Annotated in this window: 18 protein-coding genes and 1 pseudogene; 13 read left to right on the top strand and 6 right to left on the bottom strand. The window is 72.5% G+C overall.

The genetic code is table 11. The features are described from left to right. Positions 1–21: 21 nt before the first annotated feature. From OHT74_RS08730 to OHT74_RS08720, 3 genes are all read right to left on the bottom strand, one after another. Positions 22–492 (bottom strand): hypothetical protein, encoded by a 471-nt coding sequence (locus OHT74_RS08730; protein ID WP_328619923.1) that lies wholly within the window; start codon positions 490–492, stop codon positions 22–24. Between the two features lie 134 nt (positions 493–626). After that, positions 627–1,256, bottom strand: coding sequence for a response regulator (locus OHT74_RS08725; RefSeq protein ID WP_266662296.1), 630 nt, complete (start codon positions 1,254–1,256; stop codon positions 627–629). Then, positions 1,256–2,455: a sensor histidine kinase gene (locus tag OHT74_RS08720; protein ID WP_328619922.1), complete on the bottom strand. Its 1,200-nt coding sequence runs from the start codon at positions 2,453–2,455 to the stop codon at positions 1,256–1,258. The genes OHT74_RS08725 and OHT74_RS08720 overlap by 1 nt, the downstream gene beginning before the upstream one ends. A gap of 134 nt (positions 2,456–2,589) precedes the next feature. Here OHT74_RS08720 and OHT74_RS08715 point away from each other — a divergent pair, with 134 nt between their 5' ends. Next, positions 2,590–3,678, top strand: a complete 1,089-nt coding sequence (locus OHT74_RS08715; RefSeq protein WP_266662292.1) for an ABC transporter permease — start codon at positions 2,590–2,592, stop codon at positions 3,676–3,678. After that, on the top strand, positions 3,675–4,376 hold the full coding sequence (locus OHT74_RS08710) for an ABC transporter ATP-binding protein (RefSeq protein ID WP_328619921.1): 702 nt from the start codon (positions 3,675–3,677) through the stop codon (positions 4,374–4,376). Before OHT74_RS08715 ends, OHT74_RS08710 begins: the two co-directional genes overlap by 4 nt. Before the next feature lie 142 nt (positions 4,377–4,518). Here OHT74_RS08710 and OHT74_RS08705 read toward each other — a convergent pair whose 3' ends face one another. Continuing rightward, a complete protein-coding gene (locus OHT74_RS08705) occupies positions 4,519–5,322 on the bottom strand; it encodes an IclR family transcriptional regulator (RefSeq protein ID WP_266662288.1) in 804 nt (267 codons plus the stop codon). 328 nt (positions 5,323–5,650) lie between these two features. Between OHT74_RS08705 and allB the strand changes: the two genes are divergently transcribed. Together allB and alc are read left to right on the top strand one after the other, a co-directional pair. Next, complete coding sequence (allB, locus tag OHT74_RS08700; RefSeq protein WP_328619920.1) at positions 5,651–6,991, top strand: allantoinase AllB; 1,341 nt, start codon at positions 5,651–5,653, stop codon at positions 6,989–6,991. Positions 6,992–6,993: 2 nt separating this feature from the next. Next, positions 6,994–8,115, top strand: a complete 1,122-nt coding sequence (alc, locus tag OHT74_RS08695) for an allantoicase (protein ID WP_328619919.1) — start codon at positions 6,994–6,996, stop codon at positions 8,113–8,115. Positions 8,116–8,226: 111 nt separating this feature from the next. On the opposite strand, the gene OHT74_RS08690 is transcribed toward alc, so the two are convergent. Then, positions 8,227–8,967: a 3-oxoacyl-ACP reductase family protein gene (locus OHT74_RS08690; protein WP_328619918.1), complete on the bottom strand. Its 741-nt coding sequence runs from the start codon at positions 8,965–8,967 to the stop codon at positions 8,227–8,229. 195 nt (positions 8,968–9,162) lie between these two features. On the opposite strand from OHT74_RS08690, the gene OHT74_RS08685 reads away from it, so the two are divergent. From OHT74_RS08685 to OHT74_RS08675, 3 genes are all read left to right on the top strand, one after another. Further along, positions 9,163–9,783, top strand: coding sequence for a dihydrofolate reductase family protein (locus tag OHT74_RS08685; RefSeq protein WP_328619917.1), 621 nt, complete (start codon positions 9,163–9,165; stop codon positions 9,781–9,783). A gap of 157 nt (positions 9,784–9,940) precedes the next feature. Beyond that, positions 9,941–10,858 carry a DMT family transporter gene (locus tag OHT74_RS08680; RefSeq protein WP_328619916.1) on the top strand — a complete coding sequence of 306 codons (918 nt, stop codon included), beginning with the start codon at positions 9,941–9,943 and terminating at the stop codon, positions 10,856–10,858. A gap of 79 nt (positions 10,859–10,937) precedes the next feature. Then, a complete protein-coding gene (locus tag OHT74_RS08675; protein WP_328619915.1) occupies positions 10,938–12,131 on the top strand; it encodes a cytochrome P450 family protein in 1,194 nt (397 codons plus the stop codon). 45 nt (positions 12,132–12,176) lie between these two features. Here the strand turns inward: OHT74_RS08675 and OHT74_RS08670 are convergent. Next, positions 12,177–13,179, bottom strand: a pseudogene (locus OHT74_RS08670) (Gfo/Idh/MocA family protein). Positions 13,180–13,360: 181 nt separating this feature from the next. Between OHT74_RS08670 and OHT74_RS08665 the strand changes: the two are divergent. The 6 genes from OHT74_RS08665 to OHT74_RS08640 all read left to right on the top strand — a co-directional run bounded on the left by OHT74_RS08665 (position 13,361) and on the right by OHT74_RS08640 (position 18,819). Continuing rightward, the gene (locus OHT74_RS08665; protein ID WP_443047318.1) at positions 13,361–14,371 is read left to right on the top strand and encodes a sugar ABC transporter substrate-binding protein; all 1,011 of its coding nucleotides are present in this window, start codon (positions 13,361–13,363) and stop codon (positions 14,369–14,371) included. Next, positions 14,368–15,399 carry an ABC transporter permease gene (locus OHT74_RS08660; RefSeq protein WP_266662270.1) on the top strand — a complete coding sequence of 344 codons (1,032 nt, stop codon included), beginning with the start codon at positions 14,368–14,370 and terminating at the stop codon, positions 15,397–15,399. Before OHT74_RS08665 ends, OHT74_RS08660 begins: the two co-directional genes overlap by 4 nt. Then, on the top strand, positions 15,399–16,277 hold the full coding sequence (locus OHT74_RS08655; RefSeq protein WP_328619914.1) for an ATP-binding cassette domain-containing protein: 879 nt from the start codon (positions 15,399–15,401) through the stop codon (positions 16,275–16,277). The genes OHT74_RS08660 and OHT74_RS08655 overlap by 1 nt, the downstream gene beginning before the upstream one ends. A 16-nt stretch (positions 16,278–16,293) precedes the next feature. Beyond that, entirely contained in the window at positions 16,294–17,538 is a 1,245-nt protein-coding gene (locus OHT74_RS08650; RefSeq protein WP_328619913.1) for an ROK family glucokinase, read from the top strand. 47 nt (positions 17,539–17,585) lie between these two features. Further along, the gene (locus OHT74_RS08645) at positions 17,586–18,122 is read left to right on the top strand and encodes a hypothetical protein (protein WP_328623283.1); all 537 of its coding nucleotides are present in this window, start codon (positions 17,586–17,588) and stop codon (positions 18,120–18,122) included. A gap of 64 nt (positions 18,123–18,186) precedes the next feature. Further along, on the top strand, positions 18,187–18,819 hold the full coding sequence (locus OHT74_RS08640) for an MBL fold metallo-hydrolase (protein WP_266997796.1): 633 nt from the start codon (positions 18,187–18,189) through the stop codon (positions 18,817–18,819). Positions 18,820–18,835: the final 16 nt, after the last annotated feature.

The raw sequence follows: 18,835 nt of genomic DNA, 5'->3' as shown, positions 1-18,835 counted from the left end.
GAGGGACGTCGACGACACGACCTAGGGCTGCCGCTTGCGGAAGTAGCCGTTCGCGGCCGGGCGGAACATCAGGGCCACCGCCGTGAGGACGGCGGCCACGTGGATGGTCCGGCTGGCGCCGAAGAGCCAGTCGAGGGCGTCGGCCCGGCCGAGCGCCGCTGATATCGACCCGCCGTCGAGGAGGTGGCCGAGGGGCTCGGCCACCATGGAGGCGGTGCCGAGGATGCCGAGGCCGACCGCGAGGGTCGTCCGGGCCCATCCGGCGCCGGCGCGCATGCGCCGCGCGATCAGGACGGCGGCGGTGAAGACGGTGAGGCGTACGGCCAAGCCGATGCCGATCCCGGAAACGGAGGCCGTGCCGTCGGCGGCCATCCGGCCGACGGCGAGGGCGGTTTCGAAGGCTCCTGCGGCGACGGCGGTCAGCCAGAGGGTGTGGGCGGTGCGGACGGCCTGCGGCGGGGTGACCGTGGCCGGTGCGGTCGTGGCGGACATCGGAGCTCGCTCTCGGGTCGGGGCTCGGTACCCGAATGCTTCCGGCCCGGCGTGCCCCGCGCCCACCTGTGCCCCGGTGTATCCACCCGGGGGCTGGCCCTACCCTCCCCGGCGGAGGGCGCCGCGCGGCGGAGCTACGGGGTGCGGATGAGGCGGCGGGATGTGGCTGTGGCCACCGCTGAGGTGCGGGAGTCGACGCCGAGCTTTGCGTAGATGTGGACCAGGTGGGATTTGACCGTGGCCTGGCTCAGGAAGAGCTTCTTCGAGATCTGCTGGTTCGACAGGCCGTCCGCGACCAGCTGGAGCACCTCCAGCTCCCGCTTCGTCAGCGCCTCCGCGGGCGTGCGCATGCGGTCCATCAGGCGCAGTGCCACCGCCGGGGCCAGCGCCGACTGGCCCGCCGCCGCGGTGCGGACCGCCGCCGCCAGCTCCTCCGGCGGGGCGTCCTTCAGCAGGTAGCCCGACGCGCCCGCCTCCACCGCCGCCAGGATGTCCGCGTCCGTGTCGTACGTGGTCAGGACCAGGACCCTGGGGGCTCCGGGCCGGGCGGTGATCGCCGCCGTCGCCGCCGAGCCGTGCATGCCGGTGCCGAACTGGAGGTCCATCAGGACCACGTCCACCGGCTCCGAGGCGGCCAGCTCCACCGCCCGCTCGGCGGTGGCGGCCTCGGCGACCACCGCGAAGTCCGGCTCGGTGTCCAGCACCGCGCGCAGCCCGGCCCGGACCACCGGGTGGTCGTCGGCCAGCAGCAGGCGGATCGTCATCAGGATGCCTCCAGGGGCAGCGGCAGGGTGACGGCCACGGCGGTGCCCTGGCCGGGGGAGGACTCGACCGTGAACAGGCCGCCGAGGGTCTCGGCCCGCGAGCGCATGGCGGGGAGGCCGAACCCGCCGTCGCCGGAGGGGGCGCAGGAGGGGTCGAAGCCGGTTCCGTCGTCGACGATGTCCAGCGTCACCGAGGCGTCCATGAAGGTCAGGGTGATCTCGGCGCGGTCCGCGCGCGCGTGGCGCACCACGTTGGCGAGCGCCGACTGGGCGATGCGGAGCAGGGCCACCTCGTACGGGGTGGGCAGGACCCGGGGCGCGCCGCTCAGGCAGAACCGGGCCCGCGGCCCCGGCGCGGCCGTGCACAGCCGCTCCAGCGCGGCGGCGAGGGAGCCGTGCTCCAGGTCGGGAGGGGTGAGCGCCCGTACGAAACGACGCGCCTCGGCGAGGTTCTCCTGGGCCGCCTCCCGGGCCTGGCCGATGTGTTCCAGGGCGGGAGCGTCCTGTGGAAGCGACCGCTCCGCCGCGCGGAGCAGGAGCTGGATCGAGGAAAGGCCCTGGGCCAGGGTGTCGTGGATCTCCCGGGCCAGGCGTTCCCGCTCCGCCAGGATTCCGGCGCCCCGCTCGGCCGCGGCCAGCTCGGCGCGGGTGGCGATGAGCTCCTCGATCAGCTCGCGGCGCCGTTCGCTCTCGCGGTACAGCGCCTGATAGCCCAGTACGGTCGCCACCGCCACGGCCCCGCCGAGCAGCGGTCCGAGGAAGGCCCCGGGCGACACCGCGCTGCTCTGCGCGTGCGCCAGGAAGCCGCCGATCGCCGCGCACGCGGTCACCGCGACGGCCGCGACGCCCCAGCGCAGCCGCAGCAGGTGCAGCTCCAGGAAGTACAGCGGGAACGCGATCCACAGCCCGTCGGGGGAGAGCACCAGCAGCCCCGCCCAGGCCGCGCCCAGCCCGGCCAGCCACACCGCCCCGGCGCGCGGCGAGCGGTGCACCGCGGGAGTCAGTACGCCGGCCGCGTACACGGCGGCGAGCACCGCGCAGGCGGCGACCACCCAGCCGGCGCGCGGCGCGGAGGCGGTGACGGCCCGCCCGGCGGCCAGCGCGAGCAGCCCGAACAGCAGCGCGTGCAGGCACAGGCGCAGGATGCGCGAGACGGGGGTGAGGGGACGTGGAGCGAGGGATTCCGGAGTAGCAGCCATGGCCTGAACAGCCTAAGCGGGGCCCTGCGCCCCCCGGTCAATCGAAAGTTTGATGTCCGGATGCGTCCTTCGATACCAGGATCACTACCGTGGCGCGATGCCCTGGGCCCGCGCCGAAGACCAGGGTGGGGATCATGTTCGTCGCATGGAGAGATCTACGGTTCGCCAAGGGCCGCTTCGCCCTCATGGGCTCGGTCGTACTGCTGATCACGCTGCTGGTCGGCCTGCTGTCCGGGCTCACCGCCGGCCTGGCCCGGGAGAACATCTCGGCCGTCACCGGCCTGCCCGCCACCCACCTGGCCTTCGCCGCGCCGACGGGGGACCAGAAGGTGTCCTTCACCAACTCCCAGGTGCCCGAGAAGGCCTGGCAGGCCTGGCGGACGCAGCCCGGTGTGAAGTCGGCGCAGCCGCTCGGCATCCGCACCACCAACGCGGCGGCGGGCGAGCGCACCGCCGCCGTCTCCGTGTTCGGCGTCGACCCGGCCGGCCCGCTCCCGCCGCGCGGCAGCGGCCTCGCCCAGGGGCAGGTGGTCCTCACCGAGAAGGCCGCGAAGGAACTCGGCGGCCTCGCCGCCGGCGGCAAGCTGAAGATCGGCCCGCTCGAGCTGACCGTGGCCGCAGTCTCCGGAACCGCCGCGTACAGCCACACCCCGGTCGTCTGGATGGACCTGGGCGACTGGCAGCGCATCGGCAACCCCGGCACCTCCATCGACACCCTCGCCACCGTGATCGCGCTCGACACCGCCGGATCGGCGGACCTCGCCGCCGGCGACAAGGCGGCCGCCACCAAGGCCCGGACCGTCGACGAGGCCCTCGGCGCCATAGGGTCCTACCAGGCCGAGAACGGCTCGCTCCAGCTGATGCGCGGCTTCCTCTTCGTCATCTCGGCCCTGGTCATAGGGGCCTTCTTCACCGTCTGGACGATCCAGCGCAGCGGGGACGTCGCCGTACTGAAGGCACTGGGCGCCTCCACCCCGTATCTGCTGGGGGACGCGCTCGGCCAGGCCGTGGTCATGCTCGTGATCGGCACCGGCCTCGGTACGGCGATCGCCGCCGGGTTCGGCGCGCTGATCAGCGGCGGCAACGTGCCCTTCGTCCTCGACACCGCGACCGTACTGGCACCCGCCGCGATCATGATCGTGCTCGGCGCCCTGGGCGCGGCCCTGTCCATCCGGCGGATCACCGCCGTCGACCCCCTGACCGCCCTCGGGAGCGCCCGATGACCCTCCTCGTGCACGACGTCACGCTCACCTATCCGGACGGCGAGAGCAGACTCACCGCCCTCGACCGGGTCCGGCTGGACGTGCCCGCGGGCACGCTGACCGCGGTGATCGGACCCTCCGGTTCCGGCAAGTCCAGCCTGCTGGCCGTCGCCGCCACCCTGGTCACCCCGGACTCCGGGCAGGTGGTGGTGGCCGGCCAGGACACCGCGCGGCTGAGCGCGGCCGAGAAGTCGGCCCTGCGCCGCGAGAAGATCGGCATCGTCTTCCAGCAGCCGAACCTGCTGGCCTCGCTCACCGCCGCCGAGCAGCTCCAGGTGATGGCGCACCTCTCGGGCCGCCCGTCGCGGGCGCTGCGCCGCCGGGCGCTGGAACTGCTGGACGCGGTGGGCCTGGCCGACAAGGCCGACAAGCGCCCCCACCAGCTCTCCGGCGGCCAGCGCCAGCGCATCAACATCGCCCGCGCCCTGATGAACGAGCCGGCCGTGCTCCTGGTCGACGAGCCGACGAGCGCCCTGGACCACGAGCGCGGTGCGGCCGTCCTCGACCTGCTGGTCACCCTGACCCGCGAGCGCTCCACCGCGACCGTGGTGGTCACCCACGACCACGCCCACCTGGAGCGGATGGACCGGACGGCGACGATGACGGACGGCCGCCTGACGGAGGCGGCATCGGAGCCGGAGTCCGTCCCGGCGGCCTGAGCGCCCGTACGCACGCGAAGGCCCCGCCCCTGGCACCACGCGAAGGCCCCGCCCCCCTCGCACCACGCGAAGGCCCCGCCCCCCTCGCACCAGAGGGGGCCGGGGCCTTCGTACGTACGGGGCCGGGGGCCCGGGCCGGAACCTACGCGGGGTTCTGGCTCTGCAGGGCCACGGACAGGTCGGCCGCGACGTTCTGGAGGATCGGCACGAAGGACTCGGCCACGGCCTCGGTCACGCGGCCGGCCGGACCCGAGATGGAGATCGCGGCGGCGGTCGGCGAGTTCGGCACCGACACGGCGAGGCAGCGGACTCCTATCTCCTGCTCGTTGTCGTCGACCGCGTAGCCCACCTTGCGGACCTGCTCCAGGGCCTCCAGGAAGCCCTCGGGCGTGGTGATGGTCTTCTCGGTCGCGGCCGGCATCCCGGTGCGCGCCAGCAGGGCCCGTACCTCGTCGGCGGGGGTGTACGCGAGCAGCGCCTTGCCCACACCGGTGGAGTGCGGCAGCACCCGGCGGCCGACCTCGGTGAACATGCGCATGGAGTGCTTGGACGGCACCTGGGCGACGTAGACGATCTCGTCCCCGTCGAGCAGGGCCATGTTCGCCGTCTCGCCGGTCTCCTCGACCAGACGGGCGAGGTACGGCCGCGCCCAGGTCCCCAGGAGGCGCGACGCGGATTCGCCGAGGCGGATCAGCCGGGGGCCGAGGGAGTACCGTCGGTTGGGCTGCTGCCGGACGTAGCCGCATGCCACGAGGGTGCGCATGAGGCGGTGGATGGTCGGCAGCGGCAGACCGCTGGCGGTGGAGAGCTCGCTGAGGCCGACCTCACCCCCGGCATCGGCCATGCGTTCGAGCAGATCGAAGGCGCGCTCAAGGGACTGAACGCCACCGCTGGCGGCGGTGGGCTTGGCGGAAGCGTCGGTGGTGCTGGCGCTGGACGTCGGCACGGCGCGGTCCTTTCGGTGCTGGCAGGCAAGGAATCAGCCTACCGGTCGGTCGGCGTCGGCCCTAGAGCCGGGTCGAAGCCGTCCCCGCCGGTCAGAGGGGGTTTGTCCGGGTGGCGGACGTCCTCGGGAAGTTACCCGCCCGCCCCCGGTGGTGATAGCTACATTCTGGATAGTGAAATCTTAATTCCATCCTGTGGAAACATCCAATTGCGACTCCGGTGTGTCAGTGCTCTGTCCGGACGCTCTTGACTGGCTCCGGATCGGCGGCGAGACTCCGTCAACAGAACGTTGAATTTCGCTCTGTGGAAGTAGATGGGGAGGTTCCGGCGTGTCCCACGACGTGGAACTGGTACTGCGCTCGACTCGCGTCATCACCCCCGGGGGGACGCGCGCCGCTTCGGTCGCCGTCGCCGCCGGGAAGATCGTCGCCGTACTGCCTCACGACGCCGAGGTGCCGGCCGGCGCCCGGCTCGAGGATTTCGGCGACGACGTCCTGCTCCCCGGCCTGGTCGACACCCACGTGCACGTGAACGACCCGGGCCGCACCGAGTGGGAGGGCTTCTGGACGGCCACCCGCGCCGCCGCGGCCGGAGGCGTCACCACGATCCTCGACATGCCGCTCAACTCCCTGCCGCCGACCACCACGGTCGACCACCTCCGCGTCAAGCAGGAGGTCGCCCGCACCAAGGCGCACGTGGACGTCGGCTTCTGGGGCGGCGCCCTGCCGGACAACGTCAAGGACTTGGCGCCGCTGCACGACGCCGGCGTCTACGGCTTCAAGTGCTTCCTGTCGCCCTCCGGCGTCGACGAGTTCCCCCAGCTCGACCAGGAGCAGCTGGCCACCTCCCTCGCCGAGATCACCGGCTTCGGCGGCCTGATGATCGTGCACGCCGAGGACCCGCACCACCTGGACTCCGCGCCGGTCGTCCCCGGACCCAAGTACGCCGACTTCCTCGCCTCCCGCCCGCGCGACGCCGAGAACACCGCGATCGGCAACCTGATCGCCCAGGCGAAGCGGCTGAACGCGCGCGTCCACGTACTGCACCTGTCCTCCTCCGACGCGCTGCCGCTGATCGCCGCAGCCAAGGCCGAGGGCGTACGGATCACCGTCGAGTCCTGCCCGCACTACCTCACCCTCACGGCCGAGGAAGTGCCCGACGGGGCCAGCGAGTTCAAGTGCTGCCCGCCCATCCGCGAGGCCGCCAACCAGGACCTCCTGTGGGACGCGCTCGCGGACGGCACCATCGACTGCATCGTCTCCGACCACTCGCCCTCCACGGCGGACCTGAAGACGGACGACTTCGCGACCGCCTGGGGCGGCATCTCGTCCCTGCAGCTCGGCCTGCCGGCGATCTGGACCGAGGCCCGTCGCCGCGGACGCTCCCTCGAGGACGTCGTGCGCTGGATGTCCGCCGCTCCGGCCGCCCTCGCCGGACTGGCGCAGAAGGGCGCGATCGAGGCCGGCCGCGACGCCGACTTCGCCGTGCTCGCCCCCGAAGAAACGTTCACCGTGGACCCGGCCGAACTCCACCACCGCAACCGGGTCACGGCGTACGCGGGCAAGACCCTGCACGGCGTCGTGAAGTCCACCTGGCTGCGCGGTGCGCAGATCGCCGACCACGGCACCCCGACCGAGCCCACGGGCCGACTCCTCGAAAGGCAGAACTGACTGTGACGGCGATCCCTTCCTTCACCGGCAACGCGAACCCGTACGGAGGCGGCGACCCGTACGCGGACTACCGCACCGCGGACTTCCCCTTCACCCAGTACGCGAACCTCGCCGCCCGTGAGCTGGGCGCCGGTGTCATCGCCGCGAACGACGAGTTCTTCGCCCAGCGCGAGAACCTGCTGATCTCCGAGGCCGCGCACTTCGACCCCGAGGACTTCGGCCACAAGGGCAAGGTCATGGACGGCTGGGAGACCCGCCGCCGCCGTGGCGTCTGCGCCACCCAGCCCTGGCCGACCCCCGACGACCACGACTGGGCGCTCGTACGCCTGGGCGCCCCCGGCGTCATCCGCGGCATCGTCGTCGACACCGCCCACTTCCGCGGCAACATGCCGCAGGCCGTCTCCATCGAGGCCGCCAACTGGGCGGGCGCCCTCGCGCCGACCCCGGAGGAGCTCCAGGGCGACGACGTGAAGTGGACGACCATCGTCGCCCGCACCCCGGTCGGCGGCCACGCGGCCAACGGCTTCGAAGTGGACGTCGTACAGCGCTTCACGCACCTGCGGGTCAACCAGCACCCCGACGGCGGCATCGCCCGCCTGCGCGTCTACGGCGAGGTCGTGCCCGACCCGAAGTGGCTCGACGCGCTCGGCTCCTTCGACGTGGCGGCCCTGGAGAACGGCGGCTCCGTCCAGGACGCCTCCAACCGCTTCTACTCCCCGCCGACCAACACCATCAACCCGGGCCGCTCCCGCAAGATGGACGACGGCTGGGAGACCGCCCGCCGCCGCGACAACGGCAACGACTGGATCCGCTACCAGCTGGTGGCCGACTCCGAGATCCGCGCCGTCGAGATCGACACCGCCTACCTCAAGGGCAACTCGGCCGGCTGGGCCTCGCTGTCCGTCAAGTCCGGCGAGGAGGGCGAGTGGACGGAGTTCCTGCCGCGCACCCGCCTGCAGCCCGACACCAACCACCGCTTCGTACTGGACACCCCGGCGGTCGGCACCCACGTCCGGATCGACATCTTCCCGGACGGCGGCTTCTCCCGCCTGCGCCTGTACGGCTCGCTGACGGAGGCCGGCGCGGCCGCGCTGACCGCCCGCCACCAGGAGCTGGGCGGCTGACGCCGGCCGGTTCCCCGTGACTGCCCCGGGGGCCGACACCCCCGGGGCCCGCACGGCCCGACGGGGCGCACCGCAGCAGCGGTGCGCCCCGTCGGCGTATCCCCGTAGGCGTTACGCCGCGTGGCCGCCGTCCACCGCGAACTCGGCGCCCGTCACATAGGCGGCGTCCGGACCGGCGAGGAAGGACACCATGGCCGCCACCTCCTGCGCGGTGCCGAAGCGCCCGAGGGCCGTCAGTGCGCTCTGCGCGGCGGCGTGGGGGCCGTCCGCCGGGTTCATGTCGGTGTCCACCGGGCCCGGGTGCACGAGGTTCGCGGTGATGCCGCGCCCGCCGAGCTCCCGCGCCAGCGCCTTGGTCAGGCCGGTCAGCGCGGCCTTGCTCATCGCGTACAGGGTGCCGCCCGGGCCGGGGACCCGCGCGGTCATGCAGCTGCCGATGGTGACGATCCGGCCGCCGGAGCCCATCCGTGCGGCCGCGGCCTGGGTGGTCAGGAACACGCCGCGCACGTTGACCGCCAGTACCCGGTCCACCTCGGCCGGGGTCAGGGCGTCCAGCGGCCCGAGTACGCCGATGCCCGCGTTGTTCACGAGTGCGTCGATCCGCCCCAGGCCCCGTACGGTCTCCTCCACCGCGGCGACCGCCTGCGCCGGGTCGCCCATGTCGGCCCGGACCGCCAGGGCGCGGCGGCCGAGCGCCTCGATCTTGCCCACGACCTCCGCCGCGGCCTCCGCGTCGCTGACGTAGGTGAGCGCGACGTCGGCGCCGTCCTCCGCCAGCCGCAGGGCGGTGGCCGCCCCGATGCCGCGGCTGCCGCCGGTCACCAGTGCCACCGCCGTGCTGTTGCTGCTCATGGTTCTTCTCCCTCGTTCTCGCTGCCCGATAAGTCGTTGCGAGTTCAATGAAATAGGGGGAGGGGGGCGGGCGCTGGCGGGAATCGGACCTCGCGTTCGCGCGCGCCGCGCCGATGAGTTCCGGGGCTGCCGGGAGTCTGAACCCGTGCAGGGGAAACCCGTGCAGGAGACACTGGACGCAAGGAGTGCAGAGCCATGGGCAAGCTGACCCTCACCACCTTCGTGACCCTCGACGGAGTGATGCAGGCCCCCGGCGGGCCGGAGGAGGACCCCGGCGGCGGGTTCGAGTACGGCGGCTGGCTGACGCCGTTCTACGACGAGGGCGTGGGGGCGTTCACCACCGAGCTGTTCGACCGGGCCGCGGCCTTCCTGCTCGGGCGCCGGACGTACGAGATCTTCGCCGACTACTGGCCGAAGAGGACCGACCCCACCGACCCGATCGCGAGCCGGCTGAACGGCCTGCCGAAGTACGTGGCCTCGACCACCCTCAAGGAACCGGCCTGGGCGGGGACCACCGTCATCGACGGGGAGCAGCTCCAGAGCGAGATCATGCGGATCAAGGACGGGCTGGAGGGGCACCGGGAGCTCCAGGTGCACGGCAGCGGGCAGTTGGCCAAGTGGCTGCTGGCGCGGGACCTCGTGGACGAGCTGAACCTGGAGGTGTACCCCGTCTTCCTGGGCGCCGGACGGCGGCTGTTCCCGACGGGCGGGCTGCCCACGGCCTATGAGCTGGCCGCCTCGCGCACGACGCCGAACGGCGCCGCCATCCTCACGTACCGCCCGACGGGCCGGCCCACCTTCGGTACCTTCGGCTGATCCCCGTCCACGCCGGCGCCGACCGGGGCCCGGCGTACGGGCCCCGGTCGGGCCCGGGTGAAACCGCTCGACCGCCATGATCGGCTCCGGTACGGTGAGCCGCGCCCGAGGGAGCCGCCGAAGTCTCCACCCGCTTCACGCCGATGGAGAGTCCCTGGTGAGCTCGTCCGCCCTCCTTGCACGCGCTGCCGCCCCCCGCCGGGCCTGGCTCGCCGATCTGCCCGTCCTCGCCGTCGCCGTCGTCTGGGGCGGCAGCTATCTCGCCGCCAAGGGCATCACCACGGGCCACACCGTGGTCGCCGTCCTCGTCCTGCGCTTCGCGCTCGTACTGCCCGTGCTCGCCGTCGCCGGGTGGCAGCGGCTGCGGGCGCTCACCGCCGGGCAGGTGCGCGGCGCGGGCCTGCTGGGGCTCGTACTCGGCGGGATCTTCCTGCTGGAGACCTACGGGGTCGTGCACACGTCCGCCACGAACGCCGGGCTGATCATCAGCCTGACCATGATCTTCACCCCGCTCGCCGAGGCCGCAGTACGGCGCACGGCGCCGTCGGGCGCCTTCCTCGCGGGAGCCGTGGCCTCCCTCGCCGGCGTCGTCCTGCTCACCCAGGGCGCCGGGTTCACCGTCCCCGGCACCGGCGACCTGCTCATCCTCGGCGCGGCGCTCGCCCGGACCCTGCACGTCCTGCTGATGGCCCGGATCAAGGCCGTCCAGGACGCCGACTCGCTGTCGCTGACCACCGTTCAGTTCGGCGGCGCCGTTCTCGTCTTCGCCGTACTGGCCGCCGTGCCCGGCACCGGCGACAGCCCCTGGGCGGCCGCCGCCGGCTTCGGGGCCGCCGAGTGGGCGGGGCTCGCCTTCCTCTCCGTCTTCTGCACCCTCTTCGCCTTCTTCGTGCAGATGTGGGCCGTACGCCGCTCCTCGCCCTCCCGGGTCAGCCTGCTGCTCGGCACCGAACCCCTGTGGGCGGCCGCGGCCGGCATCGCCATCGGCGGCGAACACCTCGGCCCGGCCGGCCTCGTGGGCGCCGCTCTCGTCCTCGGCGGCACGGCCTGGGGCCGCCGCGCCGTGGCCGGATGACCTCGGATGTCGTCCGATCTCGGGCGCATGACCGGAAATCGATGGTCCCAGCACCGAGCGGTCACATTAATGTGACCGCATGCCACAACCGGACATCAGCGTGAACGACGCAGACTTCCACGCAGACCCCTACTCCTTCTACGCCCGGCTGCGCGCGGCGGGACCGGTGCACCAAGTCGAGGTCACGGCCGCCGAGTACGCGCCGACCTTCCTGGTCGTCGGCTACGAAGAGGCCCGCCACGCCCTCAACCACCCGGGTCTGTCGAAGAACTGGATCAGCAGCGCAGTCCTGCCGGGCATTGCGACCACTCCCGCCAACAGCAACATGCTGGAGGCCGACCCGCCGCACCACACCCGGCTGCGCCGCCTGGTCGCCCGCGAGTTCACCGCCCGCCGGGTGCAGGCGATGCGCCCCCGCGTCCAGCAGATCACCGACGACCTGCTCGATGCGATGGCCGGCCGCCCGCAGCGCACCGCCGACCTGATCAAGGCCTTGGCCTTCCCGCTGCCCATGACTGTCATCGGCGAACTCCTCGGCGTCCCCGACCTGGACCGCGAGCGCTTCAGCTACTGGTCCAAGGAGGTCCTCGCGCCCACCTCCGTCACCCCGAGCACCACCGCGCACCAGAAGCTCGGCGACTACCTCGCGGAGCTCGTCGGGGCCAAAGCCAAGGACCCCGGCGATGACCTGCTCAGCGCCCTCATCCGGACCCGCGACGAGGACGGCGACGCGCTGTCGCCCGACGAGCTGATCGGCATGGCCTTCCTGCTGCTGATCGCCGGACACGAGACCACCGTCAACCTCATCTCCAACGGCACGCGCGCCCTGCTGGCCCACCCGGACCAGCTGGCCGCCCTGCGCGCCGACCCCGACGGCCTGCTCGACGGCGCGATCGAGGAGATGCTCCGCTACGACGGCCCGGTGCAGAACACCACCTACCGCTACGCCCGCGAGGACATGGAGATAGGCGGCACCGCCGTCCCGGCCGGAGCCACCGTCCTCGTCTCGCTGGCCGGCGCGGACCGCGACCCCGTGCGGTACGAGGCGCCCGACACGTTCGACATCCGGCGCGCTCCGCAGGGCCACCTCGCCTTCGGGCACGGACTGCACTTCTGCATCGGCGCCCCGCTGGCCCGGATGGAGGGCCGCATCGCGATCCGAGGGCTGCTGGAGCGCTTCCCGGACCTGGCCGAGGACCCCGCCGGGGAGGCGCCGACGTACATCGGGGGCAGCCTGATCCGGGGCGTGACCCGACTGCCGGTGCGCTGGTAGCCGCCGCCCGTGGCCGATCCCGTACCGCAGCCGTCCCCGGGGCCCCTACAGGTCCGGGAGCTCCGCCATCCGGACCGGGCGGCGCTCCCGGCGCGACAGCTCGCAGGCCTCCGCGATCCGCAGCGCGGCCAGCGCCTCCCGGCCGTCGCACGGGTTGGGGCCGTCGCCGCGCACCAGCCGGACGAAGGCCGCCAGCTCCGCCTCGTACGCGGGGGCGAACCGCTCCAGGAACCCCGTCCACGGTTTGCTCGCCGGGGGCGGGCCCTGCGGTTCGGTCGAGGCGATCGGCGTACGGTCGTCCAGCCCGGAGGAGACCTGGTCGAGCTCCCCGGCCAGCTCCATCCGCACGTCGTACCCGGCGCCGTTGCACCGGGTGCCCGTACAGGTGGCCAGGGTCCCGTCGTCCAGGGTGAGGAGGGCGACGGCGGTGTCCACGTCGCCGACCTCGCGGAACATCGCCGGACCCGCGTCGGAGCCGGTCGCGTAGACCTCCGTCACCTCGTGCCCGGTCACCCAGCGGACCATGTCGAAGTCGTGCACCATGCAGTCCCGGTACAGGCCTCCGGACGTCGCCAGGTAGGCGGCGGGCGGCGGCGCCGGATCGGCGGTCATCGTCCGTACGGTGTGCAGCCGGCCCAGGGCTCCGGAGCGCACCAGCTCGCGCGCGGTGCGGCAGCCCGCGTCGAAGCGGCGCATGAAGCCCAGCTGGAGCACCCCGTCCGCGGCGGTGACCTCGCGCAGTACGGTCAGCGTCCGGGCGAGATCGGTGGCCAGGGGCTTCTCGCAGAACACCGGGAGTCCGCCGCGGATCGCCCGCAGGACCAGCTCCGCGTGCCCGTCGGTGGCGCAGGCGACGACCACGGCGTCCACACCCCACTTGAAGACCTGCTCCACGGAGGGCGGCGGTCGCCCCCAGCCGGTCGGCGATGCGCGCCGCACGCGCGGGATCGGCGTCGGCGAGCAGCAGCGAGCCGGCGTCCGGGTGGCGGGCCAGTGCCGCCGCGTGGAAGGAGCCGATCCGGCCCGTTCCGATCACCCCGATGCGCATGCACTCAAAGTGACCCCGTCGGAGGTGGCTGTCAATCTGCCCGACAGTACCCGGATGGCCCAGATGGCCTCGAAGGCCCCGATGACCGCACATGGTCCACTGTGGCGGATACTGAGCGGCTGGAACCGGAATGACCGCTTTGACATCAGCAGCATGCAGGACGAGGGAAGGGCACGCAGACGTGGCTAGGGTTCGGACAGGGGTACGCGTCGTGGGCGCCGTGCTCGCGACGGTACTGGGAGCCTCCCTCGTGGGCTGCAGCAGTACCGGCGGCAAGCGTGCCGAGGACCGGGCGAAGGCCGCCCAGGCGGGCCGGCCCGCCGTGTCCACCCCGCGCTGGACCTTCGCGATGGTCACCCACGCGGGCGACGGTGACACCTTCTGGGACATCGTCCAGAAGGGCGCCAAGGAGGCCGCGGCGAAGGACAACATCAACTTCGTCTACGCCCATGACGACCAGGCACAGCAGCAGGCCCAGTTCGTGCAGAACGCCATCGACCAGAAGGTCGACGGGATCGTGGTGAGCCTGGCCAAGCCCGAGGCGCTCAAGGACGTCATCGGCAAGGCCGTCAAGGCCGGCATCCCGGTGATCACGGTCAACTCCGGATCCGCGCAGTCCGCCGCGTACGGCGCCCTCACCCACATCGGGCAGGACGAGGAGATCGCCGGCGAGGCGGTCGGCACCGAGCTGACCAAGCGCGGCAGGAAGAAGGCCGTCTGCGTCCTGCACGAGCAGGGCAACGTCGGCCACGAGCAGCGCTGCGCCGGGGCGAAGAAGACCTTCGGCGGGGAGATGGAGAACCTGTACGTCGAGGGCACCAACATGCCCTCCGTCCAGGCGGCCCTCCAGGCGAAGCTCCAGGCCGACCCGTCCGTCGACGCGATCGTCACCCTCGGCGCTCCCTTCGCCCCGACCGCGGTCAAGGCGAAGGACGCGGCGGGCAGCAAGGCCGAGGTCGACACCTTCGACCTCAACGCGTCGGTCGCCCGCGACCTCAAGTCCGGCGCCCTCGGCTTCGCCGTCGACCAGCAGCCCTACCTCCAGGGCTACGAGGCCATCGACCTGCTCTGGCTGTACCGCTACAACGCGAACGTGCTCGGCGGCGGCCGCCCCGTACTCACCGGACCGCAGATCGTGACGGCCGACGAGGCCGCCAAGCTGGAGGAGTTCATCAAGCGGGGCAGCCGATGAGCACGGCAACGGCCGGCGACGAGCGGCTCGCCCCCACCTCCCTGGTCCGCAAGCTGCTCGGCCGCCCCGAGCTGGGCGCGGTCGTCGGCGCGGCCGCCGTCTTCGTCTTCTTCTCCTTCGCCGCGCCCAGCTTCCTGCAGGCCTCCAGCCTGAGCACGATCCTGTACTCGGCCTCCACCATCGGGATCATGGCCTGCCCCGTGGCCCTGCTGATGATCGGCGGCGAGTTCGACCTCTCCGCCGGCGTCATGGTCACGACCTCGGCGCTGGTCAGCTCGATGGTCAGCTACCAGATGACCGCGAACGTGTGGGTGGGCGTCGGGGTGTCCCTGCTGGTCACCCTCGCCATCGGCTTCTTCAACGGGTTCATGCTGACCCGCACCAGGCTGCCCAGCTTCATCATCACGCTCGGCACCTTCCTGATGCTGACGGGCCTGAACCTCGGCTTCACCAAGCTGATCAGCGGCTCCGTCTCGACCAAGACCATCGCCGACATGGAGGGCTTCTCCTCCGCCCGCGCGCTCTTCGCCTCGCAGTGGAACATCGGCTCGGTCACGCTCAAGGTCACCATCCTGTGGTGGCTGGCCCTGGTCGCCGTCGCCACCTGGATCCTGCTGCGCACCCGCGCCGGGAACTGGATCTTCGCGGTCGGCGGCGGGGCGGACGCGGCCCGCGCGACCGGCGTCCCGGTCGTCAAGACCCGTATCGGCCTCTACATGGGCGTCGCCCTGTGCGCCTGGATCTCCGGGCAGCACATCCTCTTCTCGTTCGACGTGGTCCAGTCGGGCGAGGGCGTGGGCAACGAGTTCCTGTACATCATCGCGGCCGTCATCGGCGGCTGCCTGATGACCGGCGGCTACGGCTCCGCCATCGGCTCGGCCGTCGGCGCCTTCATCTTCGGCATGACCAGCAACGGCATCGTCTACGCCCAGTGGAACCCGGACTGGTTCAAGTTCTTCCTCGGCGCGATGCTCCTGCTGGCCACGCTGCTCAACGCATGGGTCCGCAAGCGGGCGGAGGCGAAGTGATGACCGAGACCGTGTCCCGGGCCGCGGACGGGAAGACCCCCGCGCCGGCGCTCGTGAAGATGACCGACGTCAGCAAGTACTACGGCAACATCCGCGCGCTCCAGGGAGTCTCCCTGGAGGTCCACGCCGGTGAGATCACCTGTGTCCTCGGCGACAACGGCGCCGGGAAGTCCACCCTCATCAAGATCATCGCGGGGCTGCACCGGCACGACGCCGGCAGCTTCGAGATCGAGGGCGAGGAGACGGCGCTCGCCAACCCGCGCGCCGCCCTCGACCACGGCATCGCCACCGTCTACCAGGACCTGGCCGTCGTCCCGCTCATGCCCGTCTGGCGGAACTTCTTCCTCGGCTCCGAGCCCACCAAGGGCCGCGGCCCCTTCCGCCGCCTCGACGTGGAGTTCATGCGCGAGACCACCCGCGCCGAGCTGCTGCGCATGGGCATCGACCTGCGCGACGTCGACCAGCCGATCGGCACCCTGTCCGGCGGTGAGCGGCAGTGCGTGGCCATCGCCCGCGCCGTCTACTTCGGCGCGAAGGTCCTCGTACTCGACGAGCCCACCGCCGCCCTCGGCGTGAAGCAGTCCGGCGTGGTCCTCAAGTACGTCGCCGCAGCCCGCGACGCCGGTCTCGGCGTGGTCCTCATCACGCACAACCCGCACCACGCCTACCTCGTCGGGGACCGGTTCGTGCTGCTCAAACGCGGCACCATGGCCGGCAGCCACACCCGCGACTCGATCACCCTGGACGAGCTCACCCGGCAGATGGCGGGCGGCTCCGAGCTGGACGAGCTGAGCCACGAACTGGAGCGGGTGGCAGAATCAGGACCGGACCACCCGTCCGGAGCAGCCGATCCGGCGTCCGGCACCACCGCACCCTGAGGGACGACACGACTCGATGAGCACGTACCGGGACTTCACGCTCACCCACCGGGGGTCCGCGCGAGGCACCGTCCTGCGGACCATCGGGACCCGTGAGCGCCGGTCGCACCTGACCGCCCCGCGCGTCCCGACCGTCGGCATCGACATCGGCGGCACCAAGGTGATGGCCGGCGTCGTCGACGCCGACGGGATCATCCTGGAGAAGATCCGCGCCGAGACCCCCGACAAGTCCAAGAGCCCCAAGGTCGTCGAGGACACCATCGTCGAGCTGGTCCTCGACCTGTCCGACCGGCACGACGTCCACGCCGTGGGCATCGGCGCGGCCGGATGGGTCGACGCCGACCGCTCCCGCGTGCTGTTCGCACCCCACCTGGCCTGGCGCGACGAGCCGCTGCGCGACGCGCTGCAGTCCCGGCTCGTGGTCCCGGTCATGGTCGACAACGATGCCAACACCGCCGCCTGGGCCGAGTGGCGCTTCGGCGCAGGGCGCGGCGAGGACCACCTCGTCATGATCACCCTCGGCACTGGCATCGGCGGCGCGATCCTCGAGGGCGGCCAGGTCAAGCGCGGCCGCTTCGGGGTCGCCGGCGAGTTCGGCCACATGCAGGTCGTCCCCGGCGGCCACCGCTGCCCGTGCGGAAACCGCGGCTGCTGGGAGCAGTACAGCTCCGGAAACGCACTGGTCCGCGAGGCCCGCGAGCTGGCCGCCGCCGACTCCCCGGTCGCGCACGACATCATCGCCAGGGTCGGCGGCAACGTCTCGGAGATCACCGGGCCGCTCATCACCGAGCTGGCCCGCGAGGGCGACGCCATGTGCATCGAGCTCCTCGAGGACATCGGCCAGTGGCTCGGCGTCGGCATCGCCAACCTCGCCGCCGCCCTCGACCCCTCCTGCTTCGTCATCGGCGGCGGTGTCAGCGCCGCCGACGACCTGCTGATCGGCCCCGCCCGGGACGCCTTCCGGCGCCACCTCACCGGCCGTGGCTACCGCCCCGAGGCCCGCATCGCCAAGGCCCAGCTCGGCCCCGAGGCCGGCATGGTCGGCGCCGCCGACCTGGCCCGGCTCGTCGCCCGCCGCTTCCGCCGCGCCACCCGCCGGCGCGTCGAGCGGTACGAGCGCTACGCGCAGTGGGGCCTGATCGACTCCCCGGCCACCGCGGACCGCAAGGCGGTGGACACCAAGGCCGCCGAGGCCAAGGCCGCAGACCCGGCGACCGCCGACCCCACGACCGCAGACCTCATGGACGGGGACACGCAGTGACACCGCCCACCCTGCCCCGCCAGGCGCCCGCCCCCGACGAGGGCCGCATGCGGCTCCCCGCGGAGGACCGCAAGCACGTCGTCCGGCGCCGCTGGATCACGGCGATCATCATCCTGCTGCTGGTCGGCGTGCCCGCCGGCTACCTCGCCGTGTCCGCCCAGCAGAGCCGCGAGAGCGGCCGCGACAAGGCCGCCAAGGTCGGCGCGACCAAGGTGCGCCCCGGCTGGCCGTCGAAGGTGCAGCGCAGCATCTACGAGGTGCCGATCCCGCCGAAGGCCTGGCGGGTCGGGTTCCTCGAGACCAACAACTGGCGCACCAGTCGGCTGTACGTGCAGTTCGCGGTCACCCCCGCCGACCTGGACTCCTTCCTCGCCGAGGTCGGCACCGGCCGGGCGGAGATGACCCGCGAGGTCTCCGTCGGGGGGCACGACGCCGCGGTCGCGGGCTGGAGCTGGGGCCCGCAGAACTCCTGGTACGGCACCACTCTGGAGCAGCCGAACCCGCGCCCGACCCGGGACGTCACGGTCGACCTCACGGACCCGGAGAAGCCCCGGGTCTACGTGGTGTCCACGGCGACCCCCTAGCGGCCGGCCCGGCAGCCCCGTGGTACCGCCCGTGTAGCCGTCGTCCCGCCGCTAGCCTGGGATCATGAAGCTCACCAAGCGGCTGCACTCCTGTGTCCAACTGGAGAAGGACGGGCGTGTGCTCGTCATCGACCCGGGCGCCTTCAGCGAGCCCGACGCGGGGCTCGGGGCGGACGCCCTGCTCGTCACGCACGAGCACCCCGACCACTTCGACGAGGGCCGGCTGCGGGCCGCCCTCGACGCGAACCCGGCCGCCGCGCTGTGGACGCTGCGCAGTGTCGCGGAGCGGCTGGCCCCGGCCTATCCGGGCCGCGTGCACACCGTCGGCCACGGGGACGCCTTCAGCGCCGCCGGGTTCGAGGTCCAGGTGCACGGTGAGCTGCACGCCGTGGTCCACCCGGACATCCCGCGGGTCACCAATGTCGGCTACCTGGTGGAGGGTTCGCTCTTCCACCCCGGTGACGCGCTGACCGTGCCCGAGGTGCCCGTGGACACCCTGATGCTGCCGGTGCACGCGCCCTGGAACAAGGTCTCCGAAGTGATCGACTACCTGCGCGAGGTCAAGCCGCGCCGGGCCATCGACATCCACGACGCCTACCTCTCGGACATCGCCCGGCCGATCTACGACCACGCCCTGGCCGCCCTCGGCGGCACCCACCACGGGCGGCTCGCCGCCGGGGACGCCGCGGAACTGTGACTGTCGGAGCCGGGCG

The sequence above is a fragment of the Streptomyces sp. NBC_00354 genome (assembly GCF_036106915.1).
GTDB lineage: Bacteria > Actinomycetota > Actinomycetes > Streptomycetales > Streptomycetaceae > Streptomyces.
The sequence above is the reverse complement of the archived record's forward strand: the minus strand, read 5'-3'. Positions and strand labels throughout refer to the sequence as shown.

Coding starts and splice junctions, on each gene's coding strand:
- OHT74_RS08715 (WP_266662292.1), top strand. CDS start 2,590: ATGTTCGTCGCATGGAGAGATCTACGGTTCGCCAAGGGCCGCTTCGCC.
- OHT74_RS08660 (WP_266662270.1), top strand. CDS start 14,368: ATGAGCACGGCAACGGCCGGCGACGAGCGGCTCGCCCCCACCTCCCTG.
- OHT74_RS08725 (WP_266662296.1), bottom strand. CDS start 1,256: ATGACGATCCGCCTGCTGCTGGCCGACGACCACCCGGTGGTCCGGGCC.
- OHT74_RS08710 (WP_328619921.1), top strand. CDS start 3,675: ATGACCCTCCTCGTGCACGACGTCACGCTCACCTATCCGGACGGCGAG.
- OHT74_RS08730 (WP_328619923.1), bottom strand. CDS start 492: ATGTCCGCCACGACCGCACCGGCCACGGTCACCCCGCCGCAGGCCGTC.
- OHT74_RS08675 (WP_328619915.1), top strand. CDS start 10,938: ATGCCACAACCGGACATCAGCGTGAACGACGCAGACTTCCACGCAGAC.
- OHT74_RS08720 (WP_328619922.1), bottom strand. CDS start 2,455: ATGGCTGCTACTCCGGAATCCCTCGCTCCACGTCCCCTCACCCCCGTC.
- OHT74_RS08655 (WP_328619914.1), top strand. CDS start 15,399: ATGACCGAGACCGTGTCCCGGGCCGCGGACGGGAAGACCCCCGCGCCG.
- OHT74_RS08645 (WP_328623283.1), top strand. CDS start 17,586: ATGCGGCTCCCCGCGGAGGACCGCAAGCACGTCGTCCGGCGCCGCTGG.
- OHT74_RS08685 (WP_328619917.1), top strand. CDS start 9,163: ATGGGCAAGCTGACCCTCACCACCTTCGTGACCCTCGACGGAGTGATG.
- OHT74_RS08650 (WP_328619913.1), top strand. CDS start 16,294: ATGAGCACGTACCGGGACTTCACGCTCACCCACCGGGGGTCCGCGCGA.
- OHT74_RS08640 (WP_266997796.1), top strand. CDS start 18,187: ATGAAGCTCACCAAGCGGCTGCACTCCTGTGTCCAACTGGAGAAGGAC.
- OHT74_RS08690 (WP_328619918.1), bottom strand. CDS start 8,967: ATGAGCAGCAACAGCACGGCGGTGGCACTGGTGACCGGCGGCAGCCGC.